We start from the raw sequence: 22,139 nt of genomic DNA on the forward strand, positions 1-22,139 counted from the left end.
AAAAGAACGATGAAAACCAAAGGCTTCCTGCTTGCAAGCGCACTTACCATGACCGTGATCAGCACTGCACCTGCAATGGCTGCCCGCGACTACATTTCCATAGTGGGTTCTTCTACCGTTTACCCGTTCGCTACCGTAGTAGCTGAGCAGTTCGGTAAAACCTCAGGCTTCAAAACCCCTAAAATCGAATCTACCGGTTCAGGCGGCGGATTTAAACTGTTCTGCGGTGGCGTTGGCGTTGAGTACCCGGATATCACCAACGCTTCCCGCGCTATCAAGTCTTCTGAGATTGAAAAGTGTGCTGCCAACGGCGTTAAAGATATCGTTGAAGTTAAGATCGGATACGATGGCATCGTACTTGCCAACTCCAAGAAATCAGCCCCTTTAAAGCTAACCAGAAAAGATATCTTCCTGGCGCTTGCTAAAGATGTACCTGATCCCAAAAATCCAGGGAAACTCATTCCGAACCCTTACAAGACCTGGAAGGAAGTTAATCCAGAACTGCCAGATACCAAGATTGAGGTTCTCGGACCTCCTCCGACCTCCGGTACTCGCGATGCATTTGTTGAGCTTGCCATGGAAGGTGGTGCCAAGAAATTCGATTTCATCGCGGCGATGAAGAAGGCAGACAAAAAAGCGTACAAGAAAGTATGCCACACCGTACGTGAAGATGGTGCGTACGTAGAAGCTGGTGAGAACGACAACCTGATCGTACAGAAGCTTCAGGCCAACCCTGTTTCTGTCGGTATCTTTGGTTACTCTTTCCTCGATCAGAATTCAGACGTAATCCAGGGCTCTTTCGTAGAGTCTGAGGCTCCTACCTTCGAGAATATCGCAGAGGGTAAATACCCGGTTTCCCGTCCGCTTTTCTTCTACGTAAAGAAAGCCCATGTAGACGTTATACCGGGCATGAAAGGATACCTGGCTGAGTTCACCGCGGAGAAAGCCTGGGGCAACGAGGGATACCTTGCAGACAAAGGTATGATCCCAATGCCTGATGCAGAGCGTAAAGAGTATGCAGCAAACGTGAAGAACCTCAAAGCCATTGGAATGTAATTATTCCTTGCTCTGACTGAAAACTGTGCCATAGCAGCCTGTTGAGGGTTGCTATGGCTGTTGCCGCCTTTATGTTTTAACCTTTATGATCTTATTCTTGACCAGATATGGAACTCACAGCAGACATGCACAACCCAGCTTTTCCCACGCTCGTAAATGAAAAGGTAGTCGTTGATGAGGCGGCTGTAGATACGTCTTCATCCAATTCGACAATCGGCGAACCCTTTGTTGAAAATCCCCGGATGACCTGTAGAGATGTAGACGTATATTATGGGGAAAAGTGTGCCATCAACAAGGTGAGTATCGATGTCGGACGCAACGAAGTACTTGCCATGATCGGCCCTTCCGGCTGCGGTAAATCCACCTTCCTTCGCTGTCTCAATCGTATGAACGATACCGTTTCCTTATGTCGGGTTGAAGGCGATATTCGCCTTGACGATATTGATATATACGATCCCGGCGTCGATGTGGTGCCACTCAGGGCCCGGGTTGGTATGGTTTTCCAGAAACCAAACCCATTCCCAAAATCAATCTTTGACAACGTAGCCTATGGCCCTAAGATCCATGGCCTTGCAACAGACAAAAATGAACTGGCCGATATTGTTGAAACATCATTAACCAAGGCTGGTTTGTGGAACGAGGTCAAAGACAGACTCCATGAACCCGGAACCGGTCTTTCCGGTGGCCAGCAGCAACGTCTCTGCATCGCCCGGGCGATCGCCGTAAGTCCTGAGGTCATCCTGATGGATGAGCCATGTTCTGCACTCGACCCGATTGCCACAGCAAAAGTTGAAGAGTTGATCGCGGAGCTGCGGGAGCAGTTCTCCATTGTAATCGTCACCCACGCTATGCAACAGGCCTCTCGCGTTTCACAACGCACCGCCTATTTTCATCTCGGTGATCTGGTAGAAGTTGGCCCTACAGAGAGAATATTTACCAATCCCCGCCATCGGCTCACCGAAGATTACATTACCGGCCGTTTCGGTTGATATCATCCTGGTCTGGTTTTCCCTGGGCCTAGGGCCTTTCGAAATTCAAGAAACGAAAAGCCCCTCAAAGAGTGTTTCAGCTCTTTGAGGGGCTTAGTTATTACAGTCTTATCCAGTTCAAATACTGCCTTTCACTTTTATCAGGATCAATCAGGATAATCGTGGCACAGTTCACAATCCTGTTCAATATAATCACCATCTTCTGTTTCATGGCTATCATTATGACATCTGAAACAGCCATACCCATCATCCTCATATTGATGACCGTTGTGTGCCTTATATGTGCCCCAGGTCACTTTCATTTTGGGCCAGACGTTGCCCATGTATGAGGCCAGCAGATAATCAGCTGCCGCACTGAGTTGAGTGCCATTTTCAGAAATAAACTCTGCTCCGTTACGCTTGGCCTGAAGTTCAAAAAGGTGCCTTTTGATGCCGTCCTGGGCCTTGGCACGATCCTCATAGCTCTTAGTCAGAACCGTCATTGAATCTTCCCTGATGCCTGGAATCTCCCCATCCAGCTTTTTGGCGTATATGCCGTTATCAACTGTTACCTCCAGATCCCCATAGAGATGTGAGGTAAGATTGTGGCAATCCAGACAATCCATCACCCTCCAATGCGCCCCCTCTTCCTCTTCGCCATCACTTCCGTCATAATCATAGACCCGCTCCTCTCCATCAGCATCAGTTACCCGTATTTTACCGATCAGCGTTCTTTCCCTGTTAAGGGAGTGATACTCAATCTGGACATTATTACTCACATGCCAGTGAATACCTTCAAACTCATCAGTAAATGGATTAGGTCCCCCGATATTGAGGGCAAGTTCGGTAATATCCGGGTTCAACTGGTCAGTATTGCTGTACTCGATAAACTTTTTCACTTTCTGACCATAAAATTTTTCTGGCCAGTGGCATTCTTCGCAAATGTCCCTGGCAGGACGAAGATCCTGGATGGGTGTTGCTATGGGCACATGGTAACTGTTGGTCATAACAGCCCATACCTGTCTCAAACCTGATAATTTAGCCTTAACATACCAATTCGCACCTGAACCGATGTGACACTCTACGCATTTCACCCTGGCATGCCCGGAACGCTGGTACACCGTATAGGAGTTGTCCATTACCGTATGACAAACCGTTCCGCAGAAGTAATTTGAGTCGGTAAAGTGATAGGCTTCATAGGCAAATACTCCAAAAACAGCCACGTTGACTACGGTTAAAACTATAAAGAGGGAAACCGCCCGGCGATGATATTTGTTACCAAAGTCGAGAATGAGTTTATCACTTGCCAGACTACCTCGAAACCATCTCTTTCTCCGCATGTAATAGGCAACCGGAATAAGAATCAGCCCGAGCAACACCCCTGCCGGAAATACCATGAAGGTAATTATCGAAGCATATTGATTCTCAATCAGCCCAGCCACGTGTCCAAACAACCCAAGGATGAGCAACGTAAAACTCACAGTAGTAAGGCCCACACCAAACAGACCCAATGGAGTTTTCCAGGAAACCCCAAACTGTTCCTGCCAGGTCAGTTCCTCAAATTTTTTGCGATGTTCCTTAATTACTTCGTTATCCGGTACGTTCTCAGCCATCTGGTTACTCCCTCTCAATAATTATTTCAAGATATCGAAATTACAACCAGTATCGAAGCCGGTTCCTGAAATTACCCGGCGCACGTTGAATGTATTTCACACTCTGAAATGAACACAAACCGCAGAAGATAGAGTTTTCAATGTCACTTGAGAATACGTTTGATTACAGCAAATGCCTGGATGCTACTTGAATGGTTATGATCTCTTTTTCCCATTATACACTTTTTGCCCCCCTGTATTGTCAAGGAAATAGCGTACAAATTCACTGCTCCTGTCTGTCATCTCTGAAGCCACCGGGATGAAAATGATAGCTCAATACAATACCCTTGCCAAAGCGGCACATGGTGTACGCAACCTGAGCCTGCCGTAAGAACTCTATTTACCACCCGGCAACAGCCTTAATTCGATTCTAAAGAAAATGCTGAAATTCAGTGTAACCATTTCCGCTCTATGCTAATATTCAATAACTTCGATGGAGTACCTTATCACCACAAATTGAATGAGGTAGTACTTTGCAGGGTGTAAAGTTGACTGAGTCACCATAAGGACACGCCTGATGAGCGATCTATTTGAGAGTTATGACACCCCCTTTGACAACGGATTTATAACAGTCAATCATAACTGGCTGATTACGTCCTGTAATCAAGCCACTGAGCGAATTCTCTCGATTCCGGAACGGTACCTGCTAGGCAAGGATCTGCGCGACGTATTCTGCTTTGATGACAGGTTTCACAATATTTGCGACCACCTCGGCCCTCTTGGTGATCCTGGTGTCCGTAACTCATTGCATCTGAATTTTACCGCCACCACCGCCGGCAACCAGGCAATCATCAACCTCCAGGTAATTACCATACCCGGCGAAGAGGGAGAGGTGCTTGGTGCGCTCATTACCTTCTCCGACGTCAGTACCCCCCTAGCCGCCAGCAGGCTCGCCCTGAATTCCATTGCAGAGGGTGTTTTCACTGTTGATCATGATTTCAAAATCACTTCTTTTAACGCAGCAGCCGAGCGCATAACCGGCTGGAACGAAAAAGAAGTGCTGGGTCGACCGTGTAAATCTATTTTTCACACCTCGATCTGCAAGCAGAACTGTGCCCTGGCAAAATCAATACAGGCATGTTCCCATATTTCCCAGGAAGGAGTCTATATTACCACCAAATCCGGTGATCTCATTCCGGTGCAAATCCGGTCGGCGCCACTTGTCGATTTGAATAACCACATTATCGGTGGGGTAGAGACCTTTCTGGACCTCACGCCTTCATTACAAAGTGATATTATTTTCAATGCTGTGGCCGATGGGGTCTTCACCGTTGACGAATTCGGGCAGATCACTTCATTTAACAAGGCCGCTGAAACAATTACGGGATATTCCGAAGAAGAAGTGCTCGGAAAACGATGTGCAAAAATCCTCTTGCCAGTAAAAGATGACGACGACAGCACCAAGTGCATTCTTTTTCAAGCCATGCAGGAAAAACGCACCTATATAGACGAACAACAGTTTATCATTGGTAAAAACGGGTATTCAATACCGGTCAGTATATCTGCTGCACCATTTCTCGACCCCAAAAATAAAGTCATTGGCGGTGTGGAAACCTTCCGTGACAACACCAATAAGCTGCAGACTGCACTTATTCTCGACTCCATTGCCGACGGAGTGTTCACCGTAGACCGCAGCTGGCGTATCACCTCATTTAATCACGCTGCCGAAATCATCACCGGCTGGAGCAGGGATGAGGCGATAGGCCAGTTCTGCAGCGATGTCTTCCACTCATCAATCTGCGGCAAGAATTGTGCCATTGCCGAAAGCCTCTATACTGGTAAACAAGTCGCAAGCCGATCAATTACCATCCAGAACATTAAAGAAAAGTGTGTGTCGGTGAGTATCAGTGCCTCGCCCCTCATAGACTACGAGGGTAATGTCGTTGGTGGTGTAGAGACGTTCCGCGATCTGAGTGTGGAAATGAGTCTCAGGCAACAATTGATGAAAAACTATACCTTCGATGCCATTATCAGCAAAAGCCCATCGATGCAGAGGCTCTTTCAAATATTACCTGAAATTTCCCGAAGCGAATCGAATGTGCTGATCCTGGGCGAGAGTGGCACAGGCAAGGAACTCATTGCCAGGGCGATTTTCAACGCCTCTTCCCGAAACAATAAGCCCTTCGTGGTCGTCAATTGCGGTGCGCTGCCGGAGACGTTGCTTGAATCGGAACTCTTCGGCTATAAAGCCGGTGCTTTTACAGATGCCCGAAAAGACCGCAAAGGTCGCTTTGCCGCAGCCGAAGGTGGCACATTATTCCTCGACGAAATTGGTGATATCCCACAATCAGTTCAGGTTAAACTGCTCAGAGTGCTTCAGCATAAGGTGTATGAACCTCTTGGTAGCGACACACCGGTCGCTGCAGATGTCCGCATACTTGCCGCCACCAACAGGGAACTCAATAAGATGGTGATTGACGGCCAGTTTCGTGATGACCTCTTTTACCGACTCAACGTGGTCAATATTCTCTTACCGCCACTTCGCCAGCGGATAGAAGATATTCCGCTGCTAATCGACCACTTCGTAGACAAATTCCGGGCAGAAAAACAAAAAGATATTGCCGGAGTCAGCGACGAGGTCATGAGTATCCTCATGCACTATGATTACCCGGGGAATATACGAGAGCTTGAAAACATCATAGAGTACGGCTTCATTCTCTGTCCCGGAGGCTATATCCAGGAGGCTCATCTACCCGATGGGGTCATAGGGAACAATGATCTCAAACCAGGCAGCCTTGCCCATTTCAACCGGGGCAGGACCTTGGCCGAAATGGAAAAGCAGGCAATACTGCTCACCCTTGAACAGAATAAAGGCAAGCGCATGCAAACCTGCAGGGAACTTGGAATTTCCAAGGACACTCTTCGCAGGAAGTTGAAGAGTTATGGAGTTGATTCAGTCTAGTGGGAATTTCTCATACAATTTATGATAAAACTCTCTTACTCCAATCGATCAAGCTGCCAGTGAAGATCGCTTTTTGCAAAGGTGGTGATGCAACTAACTTTCGACCCGGCGATGCGAGTCATCCAGTTCACGGTAAAGGGCAAGCACGCCTGAGCGGGTCAGTTTTTTAATCCCGAATGGAGCCAATCGATCGATCAGCCCATTTACCTCTTCCTCAGTTCCAGTCACTTCTATAATGTAAGAATCTGCACTTTCGTTAATAATTTTAGCCCCGCAGCTCGCCACCATTTCCGTCAGCTCAGTCTGGGTCCGGGAGACAATCTCCATACTTATCAGAGCCATCTCACGCTGGACGGTTTTTTCCTCAACAGTCATATCACGCAACTTGATTACATCTATGAGACGGTTAATCTGTTTACGAATCTCTTCAAATTTTTCCGGAGTTGCCTTTGTTTTGATGGTAATTCGAGATACATCAGGGTCGTGGGTTGGAGCACCGCAGATTGACTCCATATTATAACCTCTACCGGAAAAAAGGCCGGTAACTCTAGAAGTTACACCCGGTCTGTTTGTTACCAGCATGCTGATTGTATATGCGCGTTCCTCCATGACTATCTCCCCGATAATGTATGGCTCGTATTTTGTTATGTTCCATATGGTGTGACAGAATTTCAGGATTCTGGTTTCCGGTTTCCCGCAAGGCAAGCCTGAAGGAATAGACAGCGCTACATCAGTGATACAGGAGACCTCAGGCCTTGCCTTGCCGGAAGACAAAATTCTGCACGCAACGAAGCATTTGGCTACAACCCTCGTCTGCGAATGAAAATAACGTTAAGCATTCCACTCTTTTTTCAGCCAAAAATCTACCAGAGACGTAACATATGGTCGAGGTATCTTTTCGTGCTGACTCGTCATCCATTCTGATCTTTTTACAAAGCAATACTTGCCAGGCAAACGTATTCTCTTTAGATTGTTGCTGGCAACGCAACCGATATATCAAAAAAGTAAATCTTTTAAAGGTGTCTTGATGGCAGGGATAGCCCGCTCAGAAATAGTACAGGGGCAGTGTGTGAAAATTGTCCTGAAACAGGATCAGCGATCTGGAAAATTAACTGAGGGTATCGTCAAGGATATACTCACCAGATCCGCCACTCACCCGCACGGTATCAAAGTGCGACTGACCAGTGGCCTAGTAGGCCGGGTAAAGGAAATCTGCTGACAAGCTTGAAATAATCTCAATACAAATACTATGAAAATTCGACCACTCACTGCTGAAAACAGTGACAAAGTAAGCGCCCTGCTCAGCCAGGCCTTTCCAAACAGCAGATACGAAGATCGTCTCGTTCATAACCTACGGAAAAATGGCCGTAAAACGTATGAATGGGTCTGTATCCATAAAAATATGTTCATCGCCTATATAGCTTTCTCTACGGCTTATAATGGTGATACCCCTTGCGGATTTCACCTGGCGCCGGTAGCGGTTAATCCGCAATATCAGAATCAGGGAGTTGGATCAGAACTGATCCGTTTTGCCTTACGCCAGAAAGAGTTGCGAGACACGACAATTTATGTGCTTGGTGATCCTGCGTATTACCAGCGTTTCGGTTTTGCACCGGTAGATCAGCCTGTCTGTCCGTTCGCCAGGAAAAAAGACCACTTTATGGCCAAAGGTGAAAAAGTGACCGAAGAGTTCACCATCGGCTACGAGCCGGAATTTCTGAACAGCTGAGGTCTGCCCGGCATACTTCTTATTCCATCTTACTGCTCTTGCGGCTTCCCTTTTCCTTCCGCAATTTATCACGCTCTTCCCGCTCTTTGGCACCTATCTCCGTCTCAGTCAGACGATTCCCCACAAGTCGCAACTTGCGGGGAATAACGCGGTCTACCACAGCATCGCAATTACAGGCAATATGATCAGCGCACTCCACGATCTCGTAACATGTCGCAAACCTTAACAATTTCTTCATGCCGGGGATGGATATTCCCTGATCGTGAATAGCAGAACGCAGGCAGGTAATCCATTGCAGGTCGTTGGCCGAGAAGATCCGCCGCTGACCCTGTCGATGGGGCTGAATGAGCCCTTCATCCTCATAAATTCTCAAAGTCCGTGGATGAACCCCGAGCAGCTTCGAGGCCACCCCTATCGGGTAGATCGGCTCATCGTTTCTTATTGGCTCCGGTTCGTTCTTTACAGCCCGGTTTCGTTTCTTTTCGGCAACCATAGTACCATCAGGTAGAATTTAAAATTCTCGCCCCTGTGAATCATATACCCGTCACCCCTGACTTCGCACAAGAATTGAACAGACCTTACAAAGTTTTAATTCATAATTCCGATTCATTTCTTTAGCTGGGATCGGGAATTTCACAATGCCCAACAGGTATGCCCTGGGATCAAGCCCCACAAGGTATACCCTGCCCAAAAATTACTCCAATAACATAGTCCATGGAATATCATCTTGTAAGTTTTTTTACTGTATGCATCGACTACTACAAGCTACTTCAATCAACCTGGAAGCCATCGCCATCTGGACTGTCGTGTAGTTTAAGCAGGAGGCACAACTCCTTACAACCTCTTTTCACGTCCTAACAACTCTTGCCTCCGTAAATATGACAGTTCAACTTGAATCTTATGAACGTTGCACACATATCCTTCATCCCCCATTATGAGGAATGCCCGTTAATGCCCGGAAGTGAGGTGGCCACGAAACAAACGCTCGCCGGAAAAAAAGAGAAAACCACAAAATCCCACTCCACCAATAACCACCATGATTTCATGCAGACTCGGGAAATAGTGTGCCATCTCCTGATAGTTTACCAGCCCCAGGCCATGATAATGCCCAACCAGCTGGCCAACGATGACCAGATCGTAACGCATGATGAAAATGCCTATCATCCCTGCCAGGGATGCTGCAAACAAAACTTTCAGGTTTTTTCCTCTTGAAATCATAATGAGCAGAAATGGGATAAGCATCCCCAGCGCAAGTTCCCCCAGCCAGAAATTAACTGCATATTCACCGGCGAGAAGACTTTCCATTGCCGCAAATTTTCCAGGAGGATGTCCAGTGATACCAGAAATCATTTTCCAACAGGTAAAAAAGATAATAACAGCCATCATCAGTGCGCCAAACTTAGCGACATTTTCCATGGATCTCTTCAGTTCGTCGCTCATCTTCCAGCCATTTACCCAATATGCAAGAATGGTAAAAAAGATAATGGCCACAGCACCGGACATGGCTGCAGAAATTATGAAATATATCGGCATATATGGACCATGCCAGAATTCACGGCCATTCAAGAGTCCAAACACAGCACCAAGATTCGAGTGCGCCACTATTCCCGTGATCAGTCCCGCCAGGCCGAACGACATGGCTGCTTTGTGGTTCTCACGTTGCAGCATCACAAATTCCACCACCATAAAGAACAGATAGGCACCATAGAGTGTCCCCATCCACCAGATATTCGAGGTGAAATTGGCACCGATAATATTGCCCACAGGCATTCGCCAACTGTTTTCTATTTCAAAGGCAATAACCATAAATCCGGCAACAATAGTGGCAATCGACAGAAACACAGCACGCTTGGCGATGGGATTGAAATTCTTAAAACCAAAGACGTGGCCAATGGATGAAACAATACATAAACCTGTTGAAGTAACTACAAAGAAAACATAGGCTGCAATCAACAGCCCCCAGGGGACTTCCCTTGAGACACCAAAAGTGTGCTCATGCCCAACATAGAGCGAGTGAACACCGGCCGCCACTCCGGTAAGGCTCAGTAATGCCATAAAAGCAATTATGACATTTAAACGACTTACTTGATGAACTTCCAGCCCTCCCTCCTGAGGCAGTACCCCAGCAAATGTCTTAATCATATCCACCATCCTCTCTATTTGTTCATAGTTACGCTGTGATCTTTACTTTTTATCTTCCCATTCAGTAAAAGTGAATTATCTCTGTCTCTTATCTTTCACGCGAAGATTGCGGATGAGCGGCAGTGCTTTCATCCCGGAAGATCTCCGTGCACTGAGATGCAGCTCAAGTACAGTGTGAATAGTTGCGCCTCCCATCCAGAACAATAAAAACAGTATTGCTTCCATATTTTCCTCCATATCATAGCCACTTCACATCGTCAGGAACCAACTGCTCCAACACGACCATTCCTGTTAGGAATTATGCTATACTTAACAATGGTGATTGTCAAATAAATAGAACATAATCATTTACGCTAAACTTCTGTCCACCTTGACTCTAGGTTCTCAACAACCTGTTTTCACATTTATTTAGTTAAATTAATCAACATTCTCACAAGACGCATTTTTCCGATCTTTCTGCTTAGCTCTATTCAACTCCATGGAATATGGAAGCATTATGCGCCCATATGAATCGATATTTCCACCCTGGTTTAAGAGAGGTCTTTCCGGCTACTCTTTCTCACCTCAAGATATCGCTCCAACCTTTATTTGCTGATACCACCCATTGCCGCATTCATAAAACTAAAAAGGGAAGTTCCGTTCGCAACGGAACTTCCCCGGCCTGTCATGAAACAGATTTGGGTTCTTTAGGTTTTAAGTTGTAGGACTGGTGAGGTGAGATTTTACAAATGTGAAGCCAGTTCGCCCCCCAAGCGATCATTCCCCACACACAAGTAAGTACTGAAAGGAATTCAAATGGTTACGCGAAGCTGTATTGGAATGGAAGGTATAAGAACAACGAAGCCGGGCTCGCATTGATCGTACTATTGCGAGCCCGGTTAGTATACTTCTGAACTTCACCTGAAACATTGCAGAACCAAATGGTTACAGGTATGGATCAGATAACCGGGTATTACCTGATTTATAACAGAATGAGAGATCTCTATCTCACTGCACAACTTTCCTGTCATACCCCGCTTTCTTTTCGGCTACAACATCCTCCTGGCCCAGGTCTGTCCTGATTCTGGTTATCTTCTTGGGCACCAGACTGTTTGAGAAAAACGCCGAACATCGCTGCCTTTTGTCAAAAGGACAATCGATAATATTCCAACATGGTGTGTACTTGAGTAACTTTTTCACTGCATTTATACTCAAACCATGAGTGTGAATCATCTCGCGCAAACACTCGATCCACTGCACATCACGCATTGTGTAGTACCGCCACGCCCCTTTTCGGATCGGTGACACCAAACCTTTTCCCTCATAACTCCTGATGGTTCTCGGATGCACATGCAGCATCTCCGCCACCATGCCTATAGTAAAAACGGCTTTGTCATCCGGTAACATGGCTACCACCTCTTAGTCATGGTCAGCTTGAAATTTCGAACCGAAAAACTTTTCCCCAAGTAAAAATCCCACACCAATTACGCCTATTCCTCCAATCACCAGCAGGTATTCGGATACCGTTGGTGCGTAGCTCTGATATTGCGGCAAATCACTGTACCCCGCATAGAGCGGTACGATTACTCCTGCCACCACCAGGTTGTAGCGGGAGAAGAACTGTCCCACCAGTACCATGAGTGATGCGAGCACCATCGCCTGAAGTGATTTCATTTTGGACACCGCAAGCAGAATAAACGGAAGCAGCAGACCGATTGCCACCTCAAACAACCAGAAAGTCGTTGCCAGCGGCCCTGTCACGAGGGCATCTGCAGACACCCGCAATTCTTCAGTGCCACAGTAGGCATTGGCAAACTTCCAGGCTGTAGCAAGAGATATCATAAAGAGCATCACCATCATGATTTTGCCAGCAACCTGCAAGCCATGAAAGGTATCGGCTGATACGGCTTTTCTCCCCAGAACATGGGCAAAATGGGTAAAGAGTATCACTGCCGCAGCACCGGAAAGTAGCGCGCTGGCCAGGAAAAATATCGGAAGCTGTGATCCGTACCAGAATGGTCTGGCGGCAAGAGAAGCAAAAACTGACCCCAGGTTGCTGTTTGCGAGCATTTCTGCCACGGCACCAATCAATCCCAGAATAACCGCCAGCTTCAATCTGCCGGTTACGATAAGATAAAATTCAACGATCAAAAAACAGACCGCCAGGCCATAAAGGGTACCCATCCACCAGATGTTTGATGTGATGTTTGGATGTAACACCATATTAAGCGGCATTCTCCATGGATTTTCAATCTCAAGGCCGATCACTGTAAAAGCCCCGAGCAAAACTACTATTGAAAGCCACACCATTCTGTTGGCAAGAGGCAAAAGTCTCTGCACATGAAAAACATGGCTAATCGCTGCCATCAGGCATAACCCCGTCGAGATAATAGCAAAATATGCATATACTCCAATCAGCATGCCCCATGGCATTCCACGGGTATTTGCAAACGCGTGATGATGACCGATCAACTGCGCGTAAATCCCTCCGGCGATACCGGCTATTATTAAAAATAGAAACAATAAGAGCCACCCATTTATCCGAGGTCCCGCAAATTCAATCGTTTGCACTTCAGATATTGTTCCATTTCCACCCATCGTGTCTGCCTCCAAAAAATTCCTCTAAAATAGAAATACACTTCCCATCTCTTCTTTCGTGCCAGAACAATGACCTCACTTTTCAGGTTCCTTTTAATTCCGGCTCCTTGGTACCGCGCTCCTCACCCCGCAGACTGAACACAGCAATAAGAGCCACCGGTGCTGAAAATGGTCCAAGTATCATAAAGAGCATGAGGCATATCACTCCCCAAAACAGTTCCGAAAGCAGAGGAAGGATTCTGTATACCTTCTGTATAAAACGCTCTCTCTGCGGAACCAGTAACTCTCTACTCTCAATAGCCAGTGCCATAGCTAACCTCCTCGGCTGACCTCTTTGGTCCTGCTGGGAATGGCACCGGTGCCGAAGCACCGGTCCATCCTCTCTACTGCACGTTTACTGCATTGGTGATGCTGGTGTAGTGGTGGCTACACTGATGATTGTCATAATGAAGGTAGCAATGGGCATGCCAACTACGAATAACCATGGGTAAATAATGACGACCAAACTCAAATACCCTGAAAATATTGGGTTTTCGACCAGATAAACAACATGGGACGAAGTGATATCAACACGAATGCCCTCCCCTTTGGCAGCATTATGCGCCCATATTATATTTGGAACCGGACGCATTTTGCGTTTTACAGAGAACAGAACAACTCACTGTTTTACCTATAAAAACATCACAAAGTATCCTGACCGCACTGCAATCAGGGAAATTTGATCTATGATAGAGGGAGATGAAATACTGAAACTGCAAACTGATTCAGTATTAACGTATACTTGAAGTGGCCCCTTGAGGAGTGGGCGTAAAATGCGTCTTTATGGGGAGAAAATACTTCTAAAAATGTGCGATAGGTCGTGCGGATAGTACAAAATGCAAACAGCCCGCCCCTTTTGGGGAGCGAGCCGTTTAAAAACTGCGGGGTGTTGAAACTGATCAGTGATTCGCTTTTGCCTGCCCTGAATCACCACCAACAACTCTTGCCTGCCCACGAACACCTATGTGGCAGGTGGTACAACGCGTGTTTGAGGCAAATGCAGTACTGCCGTCATGACATGCACCGCAGTAACTCCCCTCTTCGAGGGAAGCCATGGAGAAGTCTTCAGCCTCCTGGGCTGCCCCGGCCTCCATCTCAAACAGATCGTCATGGCAAGAATCACAATCCAGCCCGCCTTCCATGGTGTGAACTTTGTGATCGAAAGATACACCCTTTACTGGCTTTTCCCAGATAATGTGCTCATATGGGCCGTACTCATCCTCATCGTAATCCTCAAGAGCGATCCCGGCTCCGGCAGGCTGCTGGACATCCGTGGCATTTAACAGTGCACCGGTCAGCAGGAACCCGCCCAGGACAATAAAAAGCAGAATATGTTTCATATCGTTCTCCTAAAAAAACTCGTGTTTACTTCCCATGTTGAGATACTCATCATGGGCAATGTCCTTTTCAGGCGTTGGTGTAATATACGTTTGGAAGGGCGCCTGTCTCAGGTCGCAGTACCCAAACCATGGTCTCCGGCTTATGCACCAGCTGATATACTCTGCTTTCCTGATCTGCCAGATTACCGAATACCCGGACATCTGCCGGACAAGCTTCAACACAGGCTGTATCCTTCATTCCTTTCGACAGTCTGGTGTCAAAACAGAAATTACACTTATCTACCGACCGAGTCTCTTCCTTGAAATAGCGTGCATTGTATGGGCAAGCGGTCATACAGGTTTTACATCCGATGCAACGAGCAGGATTCATAACAACAATTCCCGTTTTTTCGTCCTTCCAGGTCGCTGTGGTCGGGCAGACCCGCACACAAGGCGGACGGTTGCAGTGATTACACAGTACCGGCATAAACGTGGTCTCGTAGTCCCCATCAGTCAGATTACGTCTGCGCTCAAGGATATTTGTGCGATATCCGTATGCAGGTACGTCGTTGGTCTCCTGACATGCTTGTTTACACTGCTCACAATCGATACAAAACCTTTCCCGAATCACCATGGAATAGTGCGGGTTATAAGGATATTCTCCCGGCTCGGCAACGACACTGGAATCCGCCCTGGCACTTGTTGCCGAAGTAAGCGACAATACAGTCCCGCCCAGATATACACCTGTAATTGTAAGCCCCAGCCTTAAAAACTTACGCCGTTCCTGAGAGGTTATGGTAGATAAGTCCTCGCTCTCGAGTTTTTCCAATTCGTCAATTTTCATTCCCATGCTCCGTTATATGCAATCAGCACCAGCTTAAGCTGATAATCCCATTAGAAGCCGGCCACTCTTATACAATGGAAATCCGGCTACTCATTCCTTTTATGCAGTAGTTCAGTGACTTCCTTCAGAGAGATGTCCCCTGAACATTTTTTCGCCGATGAGAAAAAGCAGCCCGCAGAAGCCTATACCGCCAAGTACCACCAGATTCTCATGCAGGCTTGGAGCATAGGTTGCCAGCTCCGGATAGTCGACAAGGCCCATGCCGTGAAAATGATTCACAACCTGACCGACTATAACCAGGTCATAGCGCATGAAGAAGATGCCGATCATGCCGGCAAGAGAGGCGACAAACAGGGCATTCATATTTTTGCCTTTTACCGCCATGATAATGCAGAACGGGATGATCATACCAAGCGCCACTTCACCAATCCAGAAGTTGAGGGCAAAATCACCACTGATGAGAGCTTCCATTGCCGCAAATTTTCCAGGAGGATGGCCTGTAATTCCGGCTATCAGCTTCCAGCTGGTAAAAAAGACGATTATCGACATCATCAGAGCACCGAGTTTAGCTACACTCTCCATTGATTTCTTGAGAGATTCGCTCATTTCCCAGCCATTGAAACGGTACGCGAGGTAGGTAAAGAAAATAATCGCAACACAGCCAGACATCGCTGCACTGGTGATAAAGTAAATCGGCATGTATGGTCCATGCCAGAATTCGCGTCCATTGAGCAGTCCGAATACCGCACCCAGATTCGAGTGGGCGACAACACCTGTAAGCAGGCCGGCCAAACCGAATGCTGTGGCAACCTTATGATTGTTCTTCTGCAACATGACAAACTCAATTATCATAAAGAACAGATAGGCACCATAGAGGGTACCCATCCACCAGATATTGGAGGTGAGGTTTGCACCGATGACATTGCCCACAGGCATACGCCACGAGTTCTCTATCTCAAAGGCAATCACCAGAAATCCAGCCACAATTGTGGCAATCGACATAAATACTGCCCGTTTGGCGATGGGGTTGAAATTTTCAAAGCCAAAAACATGGCCAACGGAAGATACGATACATAAACCAGTTGATGTCACGACAAAAAACACATACGCAGCAATCAGGATACCCCACGGCACCTCCCGGCTGACACCGAAAGTATGCTCATGTCCAACCCAAATCGAGTGAACCCCTGCCGCAACCCCCACCAGAGTCAGTACACCCATCAATCCTAGTGCCAGGTTGAATTTCCCTGAAACCGGTACCTGCAAGCCACCTTCCTGAGGAAGAACCCCTGCCAGCAAATTATTCATCGTTTTCTACTCCTTGATCCAAAACTGACTCGACAATCACCTTAATAAAGAGCTGCACTATCAGAAAAACAGATTTCCCCCACCAGGAATCACTGCCTTCCTACTCTCTGACAATACAGCCACCAACCATACTTGAAGTCCGATTTCTCTCATGTGAGACTACTCTCAGCTTTTCAAAGTCAGAAATTCTCATTAAATTCTTATGATATCGTACAAATGGAATCTACATGTTGGGCACAACCAGCCCATTGGAGCCATAGATAAATTGCCCCTAAGTTACAATGTCGTTAAGTGAAAATCATGCATTTTCTTCACATCTATTTCATTACAAACAGTCATAATTACTAGTGATGTATACATTGTAGTATTTTAGAATACTCTTTAATTCTCAAGTATCAAGCAGATTTTTTCCATTTTTCAGCCGGAGCGTCAAGCTTTATTTTGTGCATTAACCAATAACCATTGCCTGCTAAAATTATTACCATCACATTTCAGACACTTAGACGGAATAACAAATTTGCTGTATTATTGGTCAAATTAAAAGAGACATTATTCGCATACCAAAAGAACACAATAGTAGAGGGAGACAGCTCTAACAACACGTATTTTTGATATATAATGTTTGCAAAACGACGACAAACACCGGGTTACTACGACGTAGGACCCGGTGCTATTATGTGACAGGCACCAAGCTATTGAACGGGAGTTTCGTTCATCTGAAATCTTTAATGGCAGGGGCTGTAGCAATGTTTTCATCGGTCAGCCACTCACGGCCATCACTCTTGAGCAACTTCATCGCCTCAGCCGGACCATCGCAGCCGGCAGCATACATTTTCGGCTTTTGAGCTACCTCGTAAAGTCGGTCTATATATTCCCAACTGGCCTCGATCCAGTCACGACGGGGGAAAAGACTATGATCCCCTTCCAGCACATTCCTGAGTATCGATTCGTAGGCTTCCGGCGTATTGGGACCAAAATGGCAATGGTGACAAAAATCCATCATTACCGATTCTGTCTTGTAATCATCGTGCGGAGTCTGCACATTAAACGCCAACGCAATTCCAGTATCCGGCTGGATACGAATAATAATCATATTAGGGTCACCATTGCTGCCTATCAAATATCTCCGTCTCTGCTGAAATACTATGCGAATCTCGGCGTACCGCTTTGCCATACGCTTACCTGTTCTCAGATAAAAAGGCACTCCCTGCCAACGATCATTCTCAATATAGACACGGATTGCCGCAAACGTTTCTGTGACAGAGTCGTCAGCCACACCATCTTCACTTTGATAAGCGGCAACCTTCTCTCCGTTCAGCGTACCTTCTCCATACTGACCAAGGACAACGTCGTCACTGTTCAATGGCTGCAACCTCTGCAGCACACGCACCGCTTCATCTCGTAAAGCATCGGGAGTATCGTCTTTGGGTGGTTCCATGGCCAGAAAAGAGAGTAACTGCAACAGGTGATTTTGCACCATATCACGTACGGCACCGCTCTTATCGTAATAGCCTGCACGCTTTTCCACCCCCAATGTCTCTGAAACCGTTATCTGTACATGATCAATTGCACGTTTCTGCCAGGCACCTGAAAAAATCTCATTGCCAAACCTGAGAGTCAAAATATTCTGCACCAGCTGCTTACCGAGATAATGGTCAACCCGGTATATTTCACTTTCATCAAGGACCGCGCGAATGTTTTCATTCAACTCCTTCGCGCTTTTCAGATCTTCGCCAAACGGCTTTTCAAAAACCATCCTGCGCCAGCCCTGTCCCTTGCCTAGAGACGAGATGAGTTCTGCTGTGCGTTGAAAAGCGCTCGTTGGCAGGGCCAGATAAATCAGCTTATTGTCCGCGCAGCTATAACGCTCCTGAATGTTTGCTATGGAGGCGGTAAAATCTTCAGGGGTGTCGCTCGTAACGTTGAATCTCATATATTCGATTCGTGCCAGCAGACGTTCCAACACCTCCGGATCGGCTGCTTCAATAAATTTTTCAATATTCAGGCGATCTATAAACTCATGCCGGCTCAGGTCTTTTCGGCCGACACAGATTATCGGTGTACAGTTGGTGAGGAGATCCTTACGCACAAGATGGTAAAGCGAGGGGATAAGTTTTCTTCTGGTTAAATCACCGGTCGCCCCGAAAATAAGGATCATAATCGACTCTTTCTTCATATCTCTTCAGTCTCCTGGTCAGTCAAAACATAGTGTGTCGGTAAGGTACTGATTATCTTTGCAGGACAATCCTGATAGTCTTTATACTGATCAAAATAACTTTTCAGCGCATCACGTTTCTCCTCACCTAAAAACAGTAAGACACCTACCTGTGCCCTTGCAATACATCGGGCTGAGGCCGAAATTCTCTCAGACGGTGGTTTTGGAGAATTGTGCACAGCAACAAACAATTCTCCCTGATCAAGAACCGATGGATGGGATGGAAAAAGTGAGGCTATGTGCCCATCCTCACCGCTGCTTGCCAAAACGATATCGATTGTACCACCGCAATCTTTTAACTGGCGATTGTACTCTTCAAGAGCGGTTACCGGGTTGTCTGATTCCAAAACAAACGGATGTAACCGTTCTTTTTCAAGGACCGCATCTAAAATCTCACTGGCTTGTCTGAAATTGCTTTCGCTGTGATCAATAGGGACAAGCCTTTCATCCAACATAAAAATGTCCAATTTGTCCCAGGGAACATCCGACTCCCGTAATTGCAAAAATATCTCTGCCACATTTCTGCCACCGGGAACCGCCAGGACGACGCGTTCCTGTTTCAACGACAACTCATGGATAGTATCTCTGAGCAACCGCGTGGCCCTGACTATCATCTCGTGTCGTGTTCCTCTTAAAAACATTGCCTTACCTCCGAAGTTAGCTCATTTTCTCAAGTCAACCAGTATTTCTCACGAACCTTGAGCCAAAACCTGTAAAACACAATTCGCCGCAGCCATTGAACACCTAAGCTGGAGTGAAATTGGGGATAATTAAAAATCAGCACTCCCGATGGCGTCAATCATCATATTCTACCTGAAGTCCCTTGCCGTAAATCCTTTACCTCAACAATTCTTTTTTTATAGAATCAGACGAACACCAAAAAAATAGATTACAGAACAGTATCATATACATAACTGAAAAATCAGCAGACATTAACCCGTCATTGCATGCTTTTAACTTGTCACACGCAAACATCAAACACATTTTTTTAAGGCATCTAAAGACTATTCTGGGTTAGTATGGGTGGTTAATGTGAAGCACGTTTCAATGATAAAGTAACTACGAATTAACAGTACGCCCACATCACAACTCCATGAGAAGAAAATCTTTTTTTGTCCTGCTGCCTCTGTCTGCGCTGCTTGCCTGTATGGTAATTGGCGCTATTTTTTCCATAGATTACCTCAAGGACCAGAATCGGATAATTCGAGACAAATTCGAAGGTAACCGCTGGGCGGTGCCAGCTGTGGTCTATGCCCGGCCGCTAGAATTATATACAGGCCTGCAATTAACTGCCGATGTACTGGAGAGAGAATTACTGCTTGCCGGATATCGAAATGAAAACCCCGTGCAGAGTGCTGGTGGTTATTTCAGGGATAACAACAGCTTTGATATAATCACCAGGGATTTCGTTTACCCAACAGGCCCAGAGCCATCAACCCGGATCAAAGCCAGCATCAAGGCTAACCGTGTCAGTACACTCACCACTGCCGACCATACTGAAAATTTACCATTCATCCGGATTGATCCCGCACAGATTGGCAGCTTTCACCCTCTGGTGCATGAAGACAGGTTAATTCTCACCCCTGAAGACGTACCGGAAATACTTAAACTGGGCCTCATTGCTGTTGAAGACAAAAGTTACTTCAAACACCAAGGTGTCGATCCAATTGGTATCGCCCGGGCGCTGGTCGCCAATATCAAGGCGGGCAGAACCGTTCAAGGTGGCTCCACCCTGACCCAACAGCTGGTCAAGAATTTCTTCCTCAACCACGAGCGAACCCTTGAGCGGAAAATTCAGGAAGCGGTGATGGCGCTTTTGCTCGACTATAATTATTCAAAAGAAGAGATTCTCACCGCCTACCTGAACGAGGTTTTTCTTGGCCAGGACGGCTCACGAGCTATCCATGGCTTTGGCCTCGCCAGCCATTTCTATTTCCAGCGTGATCTTGACAATCTCTCAGTTGCCCAGATTGCCACCCTGATAGGCATGATAAAAGGGCCTTCCTACTATGATCCGAGAAGAAACCCAAAACGGTGCACAAATCGCAGGAACACCGTTTTATCGGTCATGCATGCTGACAACCTTATCAGTACACAGGAGTACGAAGAGGCTCTGGACGCTCCCATCGCCGATATAGCCACCAGAGAAAGCGGCCTGAACCGTTTTCCGGCCTTTCTCGATCTTGTTCAGCAACAGCTAAAAGATGATTATGACGAGAATGACCTCAAGAGTAATGGGCTGAAAATCCTCACCACCCTCAACCCACAGACCCAGTGGACAGTTGAGGAACAGTTACAGAAATCTTATGAATCTCTGAGTAAAAGCAGTGGCAATGACTCATTACAGGGTGCTGCAATAGTTACGGGTCGTGACAGCGGGGAGGTTCTTGCTCTGGCAGGCAGCATCCAGCCGATTGATACAGGTTTCAATAGAGCCCTCCGAGCTAAACGTTTAGTCGGCTCGGTACTCAAGCCAGCCATATACCTTTCTGCCATTGATGCCGGATATACCCTCGCTTCTCCCGTCGTGGACCGGACTGTGGAGATTGAAATTGATGGAAAAACCTGGAAGCCGAGAAACTTCAGCCGTCGTGAGTATGGAGTGGTGCCTCTGTACAAGGCTCTCGCAAAATCTTATAATCTTGCAACAGTCAACCTTGGCCTGAATATTGGCTTACCGAGTGTCATTGAGACACTTCACGAGCTTGGCTATGATAGCCCCGTCAATGAGTACCCATCTTTACTTCTGGGTGCCATTAACATGACACCGTTTGAAATGAGCCAGATCTACCAGACAATTGGTTCAGGAGGGTTTTATCAGCCGCTCAGGGCTATTGAAAGTGTCATGGATTCAAACAATGAGCTGTTGACCCGATATGGCCTTGAGGTTGAGCAGAGGTTTTCGCCAGAGCAGATCTTTCTGATCACCCATGCCATGGAGTTGGTGATGACTGAAGGCACCGGTGCCGGATACGGACCTGCCCGGAAATATCGTTTTGCCGGCAAAACCGGCACCACCAACGATTTACGTGACAGCTGGTTTGCAGGTTTTTCAGATAACCATATTGGTGTGGTCTGGCTTGGCAATGATGATAACTCTTCTGTCAAACTAACCGGTTCTTCCGGAGCCTTACGGGTATGGGTTGATTTATTTACCCAGCTTGATCCAAACGTGAACAAACCAGTTCAACCCGCCGATATTGTATGGAAACGTATTGACGACGATACCCTTGAACCCACATATTCCCAAGATGACGGCACCATGATCCCATTCATCAAAGGAACTGAACCTCAATCTTTCTGGCAAACACCAGGTCGCCAACTTAAGAAATTTGAAAATGGCGCACGCCGGTTTTTTGACCAGATGGGAAATATGATCAAATAAATC

Annotated in this window: 19 protein-coding genes; 6 read left to right on the forward strand and 13 right to left on the reverse strand. The window is 46.7% G+C overall.

Annotation, left to right across the window (positions count from 1 at the left end; genetic code table 11):
* The first annotated feature begins 9 nt into the window (after positions 1–9).
* Together ACN5NT_RS11600 and pstB are read left to right on the forward strand one after the other, a co-directional pair.
* A complete protein-coding gene (locus ACN5NT_RS11600; RefSeq protein WP_419175543.1) occupies positions 10–1,056 on the forward strand; it encodes a substrate-binding domain-containing protein in 1,047 nt (348 codons plus the stop codon).
* 107 nt (positions 1,057–1,163) lie between these two features.
* Positions 1,164–2,045 (forward strand): phosphate ABC transporter ATP-binding protein PstB, encoded by an 882-nt coding sequence (gene pstB / locus ACN5NT_RS11605; RefSeq protein WP_419175544.1) that lies wholly within the window; start codon positions 1,164–1,166, stop codon positions 2,043–2,045.
* A gap of 146 nt (positions 2,046–2,191) precedes the next feature.
* On the opposite strand, the gene ACN5NT_RS11610 is transcribed toward pstB, so the two are convergent.
* The gene (locus ACN5NT_RS11610; RefSeq protein ID WP_419175545.1) at positions 2,192–3,637 is read right to left on the reverse strand and encodes a NapC/NirT family cytochrome c; all 1,446 of its coding nucleotides are present in this window, start codon (positions 3,635–3,637) and stop codon (positions 2,192–2,194) included.
* A 556-nt stretch (positions 3,638–4,193) separates the two neighbouring features.
* On the opposite strand from ACN5NT_RS11610, the gene ACN5NT_RS11615 reads away from it, so the two are divergent.
* A complete protein-coding gene (locus tag ACN5NT_RS11615) occupies positions 4,194–6,578 on the forward strand; it encodes a sigma 54-interacting transcriptional regulator (RefSeq protein WP_419175546.1) in 2,385 nt (794 codons plus the stop codon).
* 93 nt (positions 6,579–6,671) lie between these two features.
* Here the strand turns inward: ACN5NT_RS11615 and ilvN are convergent, their stop codons facing one another.
* Positions 6,672–7,187, reverse strand: coding sequence for an acetolactate synthase small subunit (gene ilvN / locus ACN5NT_RS11620; protein WP_419175547.1), 516 nt, complete (start codon positions 7,185–7,187; stop codon positions 6,672–6,674).
* A gap of 418 nt (positions 7,188–7,605) precedes the next feature.
* On the opposite strand from ilvN, the gene ACN5NT_RS11625 reads away from it, so the two are divergent.
* Together ACN5NT_RS11625 and ACN5NT_RS11630 are read left to right on the forward strand one after the other, a co-directional pair.
* Positions 7,606–7,797, forward strand: a complete 192-nt coding sequence (locus tag ACN5NT_RS11625; protein WP_176360079.1) for a YwbE family protein — start codon at positions 7,606–7,608, stop codon at positions 7,795–7,797.
* A 30-nt stretch (positions 7,798–7,827) separates the two neighbouring features.
* Positions 7,828–8,307 carry a GNAT family N-acetyltransferase gene (locus tag ACN5NT_RS11630; protein WP_419175548.1) on the forward strand — a complete coding sequence of 160 codons (480 nt, stop codon included), beginning with the start codon at positions 7,828–7,830 and terminating at the stop codon, positions 8,305–8,307.
* Positions 8,308–8,326: 19 nt separating this feature from the next.
* Here the strand turns inward: ACN5NT_RS11630 and ACN5NT_RS11635 are convergent, their stop codons facing one another.
* From ACN5NT_RS11635 to pgl, 11 genes are all read right to left on the reverse strand, one after another.
* On the reverse strand, positions 8,327–8,800 hold the full coding sequence (locus ACN5NT_RS11635) for a MerR family transcriptional regulator (RefSeq protein WP_419175549.1): 474 nt from the start codon (positions 8,798–8,800) through the stop codon (positions 8,327–8,329).
* Positions 8,801–9,255: 455 nt separating this feature from the next.
* Positions 9,256–10,449, reverse strand: coding sequence for an NrfD/PsrC family molybdoenzyme membrane anchor subunit (nrfD, locus tag ACN5NT_RS11640; protein WP_136796988.1), 1,194 nt, complete (start codon positions 10,447–10,449; stop codon positions 9,256–9,258).
* A 75-nt stretch (positions 10,450–10,524) separates the two neighbouring features.
* Positions 10,525–10,674: a hypothetical protein gene (locus tag ACN5NT_RS11645; RefSeq protein WP_153305544.1), complete on the reverse strand. Its 150-nt coding sequence runs from the start codon at positions 10,672–10,674 to the stop codon at positions 10,525–10,527.
* A gap of 762 nt (positions 10,675–11,436) precedes the next feature.
* Positions 11,437–11,835 (reverse strand): MerR family transcriptional regulator, encoded by a 399-nt coding sequence (locus tag ACN5NT_RS11650; RefSeq protein ID WP_136796989.1) that lies wholly within the window; start codon positions 11,833–11,835, stop codon positions 11,437–11,439.
* A 12-nt stretch (positions 11,836–11,847) separates the two neighbouring features.
* Positions 11,848–12,951, reverse strand: a complete 1,104-nt coding sequence (gene nrfD / locus ACN5NT_RS11655; protein WP_167495739.1) for an NrfD/PsrC family molybdoenzyme membrane anchor subunit — start codon at positions 12,949–12,951, stop codon at positions 11,848–11,850.
* 157 nt (positions 12,952–13,108) lie between these two features.
* Positions 13,109–13,336, reverse strand: coding sequence for a hypothetical protein (locus ACN5NT_RS11660; RefSeq protein WP_419175550.1), 228 nt, complete (start codon positions 13,334–13,336; stop codon positions 13,109–13,111).
* A gap of 628 nt (positions 13,337–13,964) precedes the next feature.
* Entirely contained in the window at positions 13,965–14,405 is a 441-nt protein-coding gene (locus tag ACN5NT_RS11665; protein ID WP_136796992.1) for a cytochrome c3 family protein, read from the reverse strand.
* Positions 14,406–14,472: 67 nt separating this feature from the next.
* The gene (locus ACN5NT_RS11670; protein ID WP_136796993.1) at positions 14,473–15,228 is read right to left on the reverse strand and encodes a 4Fe-4S dicluster domain-containing protein; all 756 of its coding nucleotides are present in this window, start codon (positions 15,226–15,228) and stop codon (positions 14,473–14,475) included.
* A 111-nt stretch (positions 15,229–15,339) separates the two neighbouring features.
* A complete protein-coding gene (gene nrfD / locus ACN5NT_RS11675) occupies positions 15,340–16,536 on the reverse strand; it encodes an NrfD/PsrC family molybdoenzyme membrane anchor subunit (RefSeq protein ID WP_136796994.1) in 1,197 nt (398 codons plus the stop codon).
* 712 nt (positions 16,537–17,248) lie between these two features.
* Positions 17,249–18,712, reverse strand: coding sequence for a glucose-6-phosphate dehydrogenase (gene zwf / locus ACN5NT_RS11680; protein ID WP_419175551.1), 1,464 nt, complete (start codon positions 18,710–18,712; stop codon positions 17,249–17,251).
* Positions 18,709–19,392, reverse strand: coding sequence for a 6-phosphogluconolactonase (gene pgl / locus ACN5NT_RS11685; protein WP_419175552.1), 684 nt, complete (start codon positions 19,390–19,392; stop codon positions 18,709–18,711). Before pgl ends, zwf begins: the two co-directional genes overlap by 4 nt.
* Positions 19,393–19,844: 452 nt before the next feature.
* Here pgl and mrcB point away from each other — a divergent pair, with 452 nt between their 5' ends.
* A complete protein-coding gene (mrcB, locus tag ACN5NT_RS11690) occupies positions 19,845–22,136 on the forward strand; it encodes a penicillin-binding protein 1B (RefSeq protein ID WP_419175553.1) in 2,292 nt (763 codons plus the stop codon).
* The last annotated feature ends 3 nt before the right edge of the window (positions 22,137–22,139 follow it).

The sequence above is a fragment of the Desulfosediminicola sp. genome, assembly GCF_048381775.1.
GTDB classification, from domain to species: domain Bacteria; phylum Desulfobacterota; class Desulfobulbia; order Desulfobulbales; family Desulfocapsaceae; genus Desulfopila; species Desulfopila ganghwensis.

Coding starts and splice junctions, on each gene's coding strand:
- ACN5NT_RS11600 (WP_419175543.1), top strand. CDS start 10: ATGAAAACCAAAGGCTTCCTGCTTGCAAGCGCACTTACCATGACCGTG.
- ACN5NT_RS11635 (WP_419175549.1), bottom strand. CDS start 8,800: ATGGTTGCCGAAAAGAAACGAAACCGGGCTGTAAAGAACGAACCGGAG.
- ACN5NT_RS11610 (WP_419175545.1), bottom strand. CDS start 3,637: ATGGCTGAGAACGTACCGGATAACGAAGTAATTAAGGAACATCGCAAA.
- pstB (WP_419175544.1), top strand. CDS start 1,164: ATGGAACTCACAGCAGACATGCACAACCCAGCTTTTCCCACGCTCGTA.
- nrfD (WP_136796988.1), bottom strand. CDS start 10,449: ATGATTAAGACATTTGCTGGGGTACTGCCTCAGGAGGGAGGGCTGGAA.
- ACN5NT_RS11650 (WP_136796989.1), bottom strand. CDS start 11,835: ATGTTACCGGATGACAAAGCCGTTTTTACTATAGGCATGGTGGCGGAG.
- zwf (WP_419175551.1), bottom strand. CDS start 18,712: ATGAAGAAAGAGTCGATTATGATCCTTATTTTCGGGGCGACCGGTGAT.
- ilvN (WP_419175547.1), bottom strand. CDS start 7,187: ATGGAGGAACGCGCATATACAATCAGCATGCTGGTAACAAACAGACCG.
- nrfD (WP_136796994.1), bottom strand. CDS start 16,536: ATGAATAATTTGCTGGCAGGGGTTCTTCCTCAGGAAGGTGGCTTGCAG.
- ACN5NT_RS11670 (WP_136796993.1), bottom strand. CDS start 15,228: ATGAAAATTGACGAATTGGAAAAACTCGAGAGCGAGGACTTATCTACC.
- mrcB (WP_419175553.1), top strand. CDS start 19,845: ATGAGAAGAAAATCTTTTTTTGTCCTGCTGCCTCTGTCTGCGCTGCTT.
- ACN5NT_RS11630 (WP_419175548.1), top strand. CDS start 7,828: ATGAAAATTCGACCACTCACTGCTGAAAACAGTGACAAAGTAAGCGCC.
- ACN5NT_RS11665 (WP_136796992.1), bottom strand. CDS start 14,405: ATGAAACATATTCTGCTTTTTATTGTCCTGGGCGGGTTCCTGCTGACC.
- pgl (WP_419175552.1), bottom strand. CDS start 19,392: ATGTTTTTAAGAGGAACACGACACGAGATGATAGTCAGGGCCACGCGG.
- ACN5NT_RS11660 (WP_419175550.1), bottom strand. CDS start 13,336: ATGGCACTGGCTATTGAGAGTAGAGAGTTACTGGTTCCGCAGAGAGAG.
- ACN5NT_RS11615 (WP_419175546.1), top strand. CDS start 4,194: ATGAGCGATCTATTTGAGAGTTATGACACCCCCTTTGACAACGGATTT.
- ACN5NT_RS11625 (WP_176360079.1), top strand. CDS start 7,606: ATGGCAGGGATAGCCCGCTCAGAAATAGTACAGGGGCAGTGTGTGAAA.
- ACN5NT_RS11645 (WP_153305544.1), bottom strand. CDS start 10,674: ATGGAAGCAATACTGTTTTTATTGTTCTGGATGGGAGGCGCAACTATT.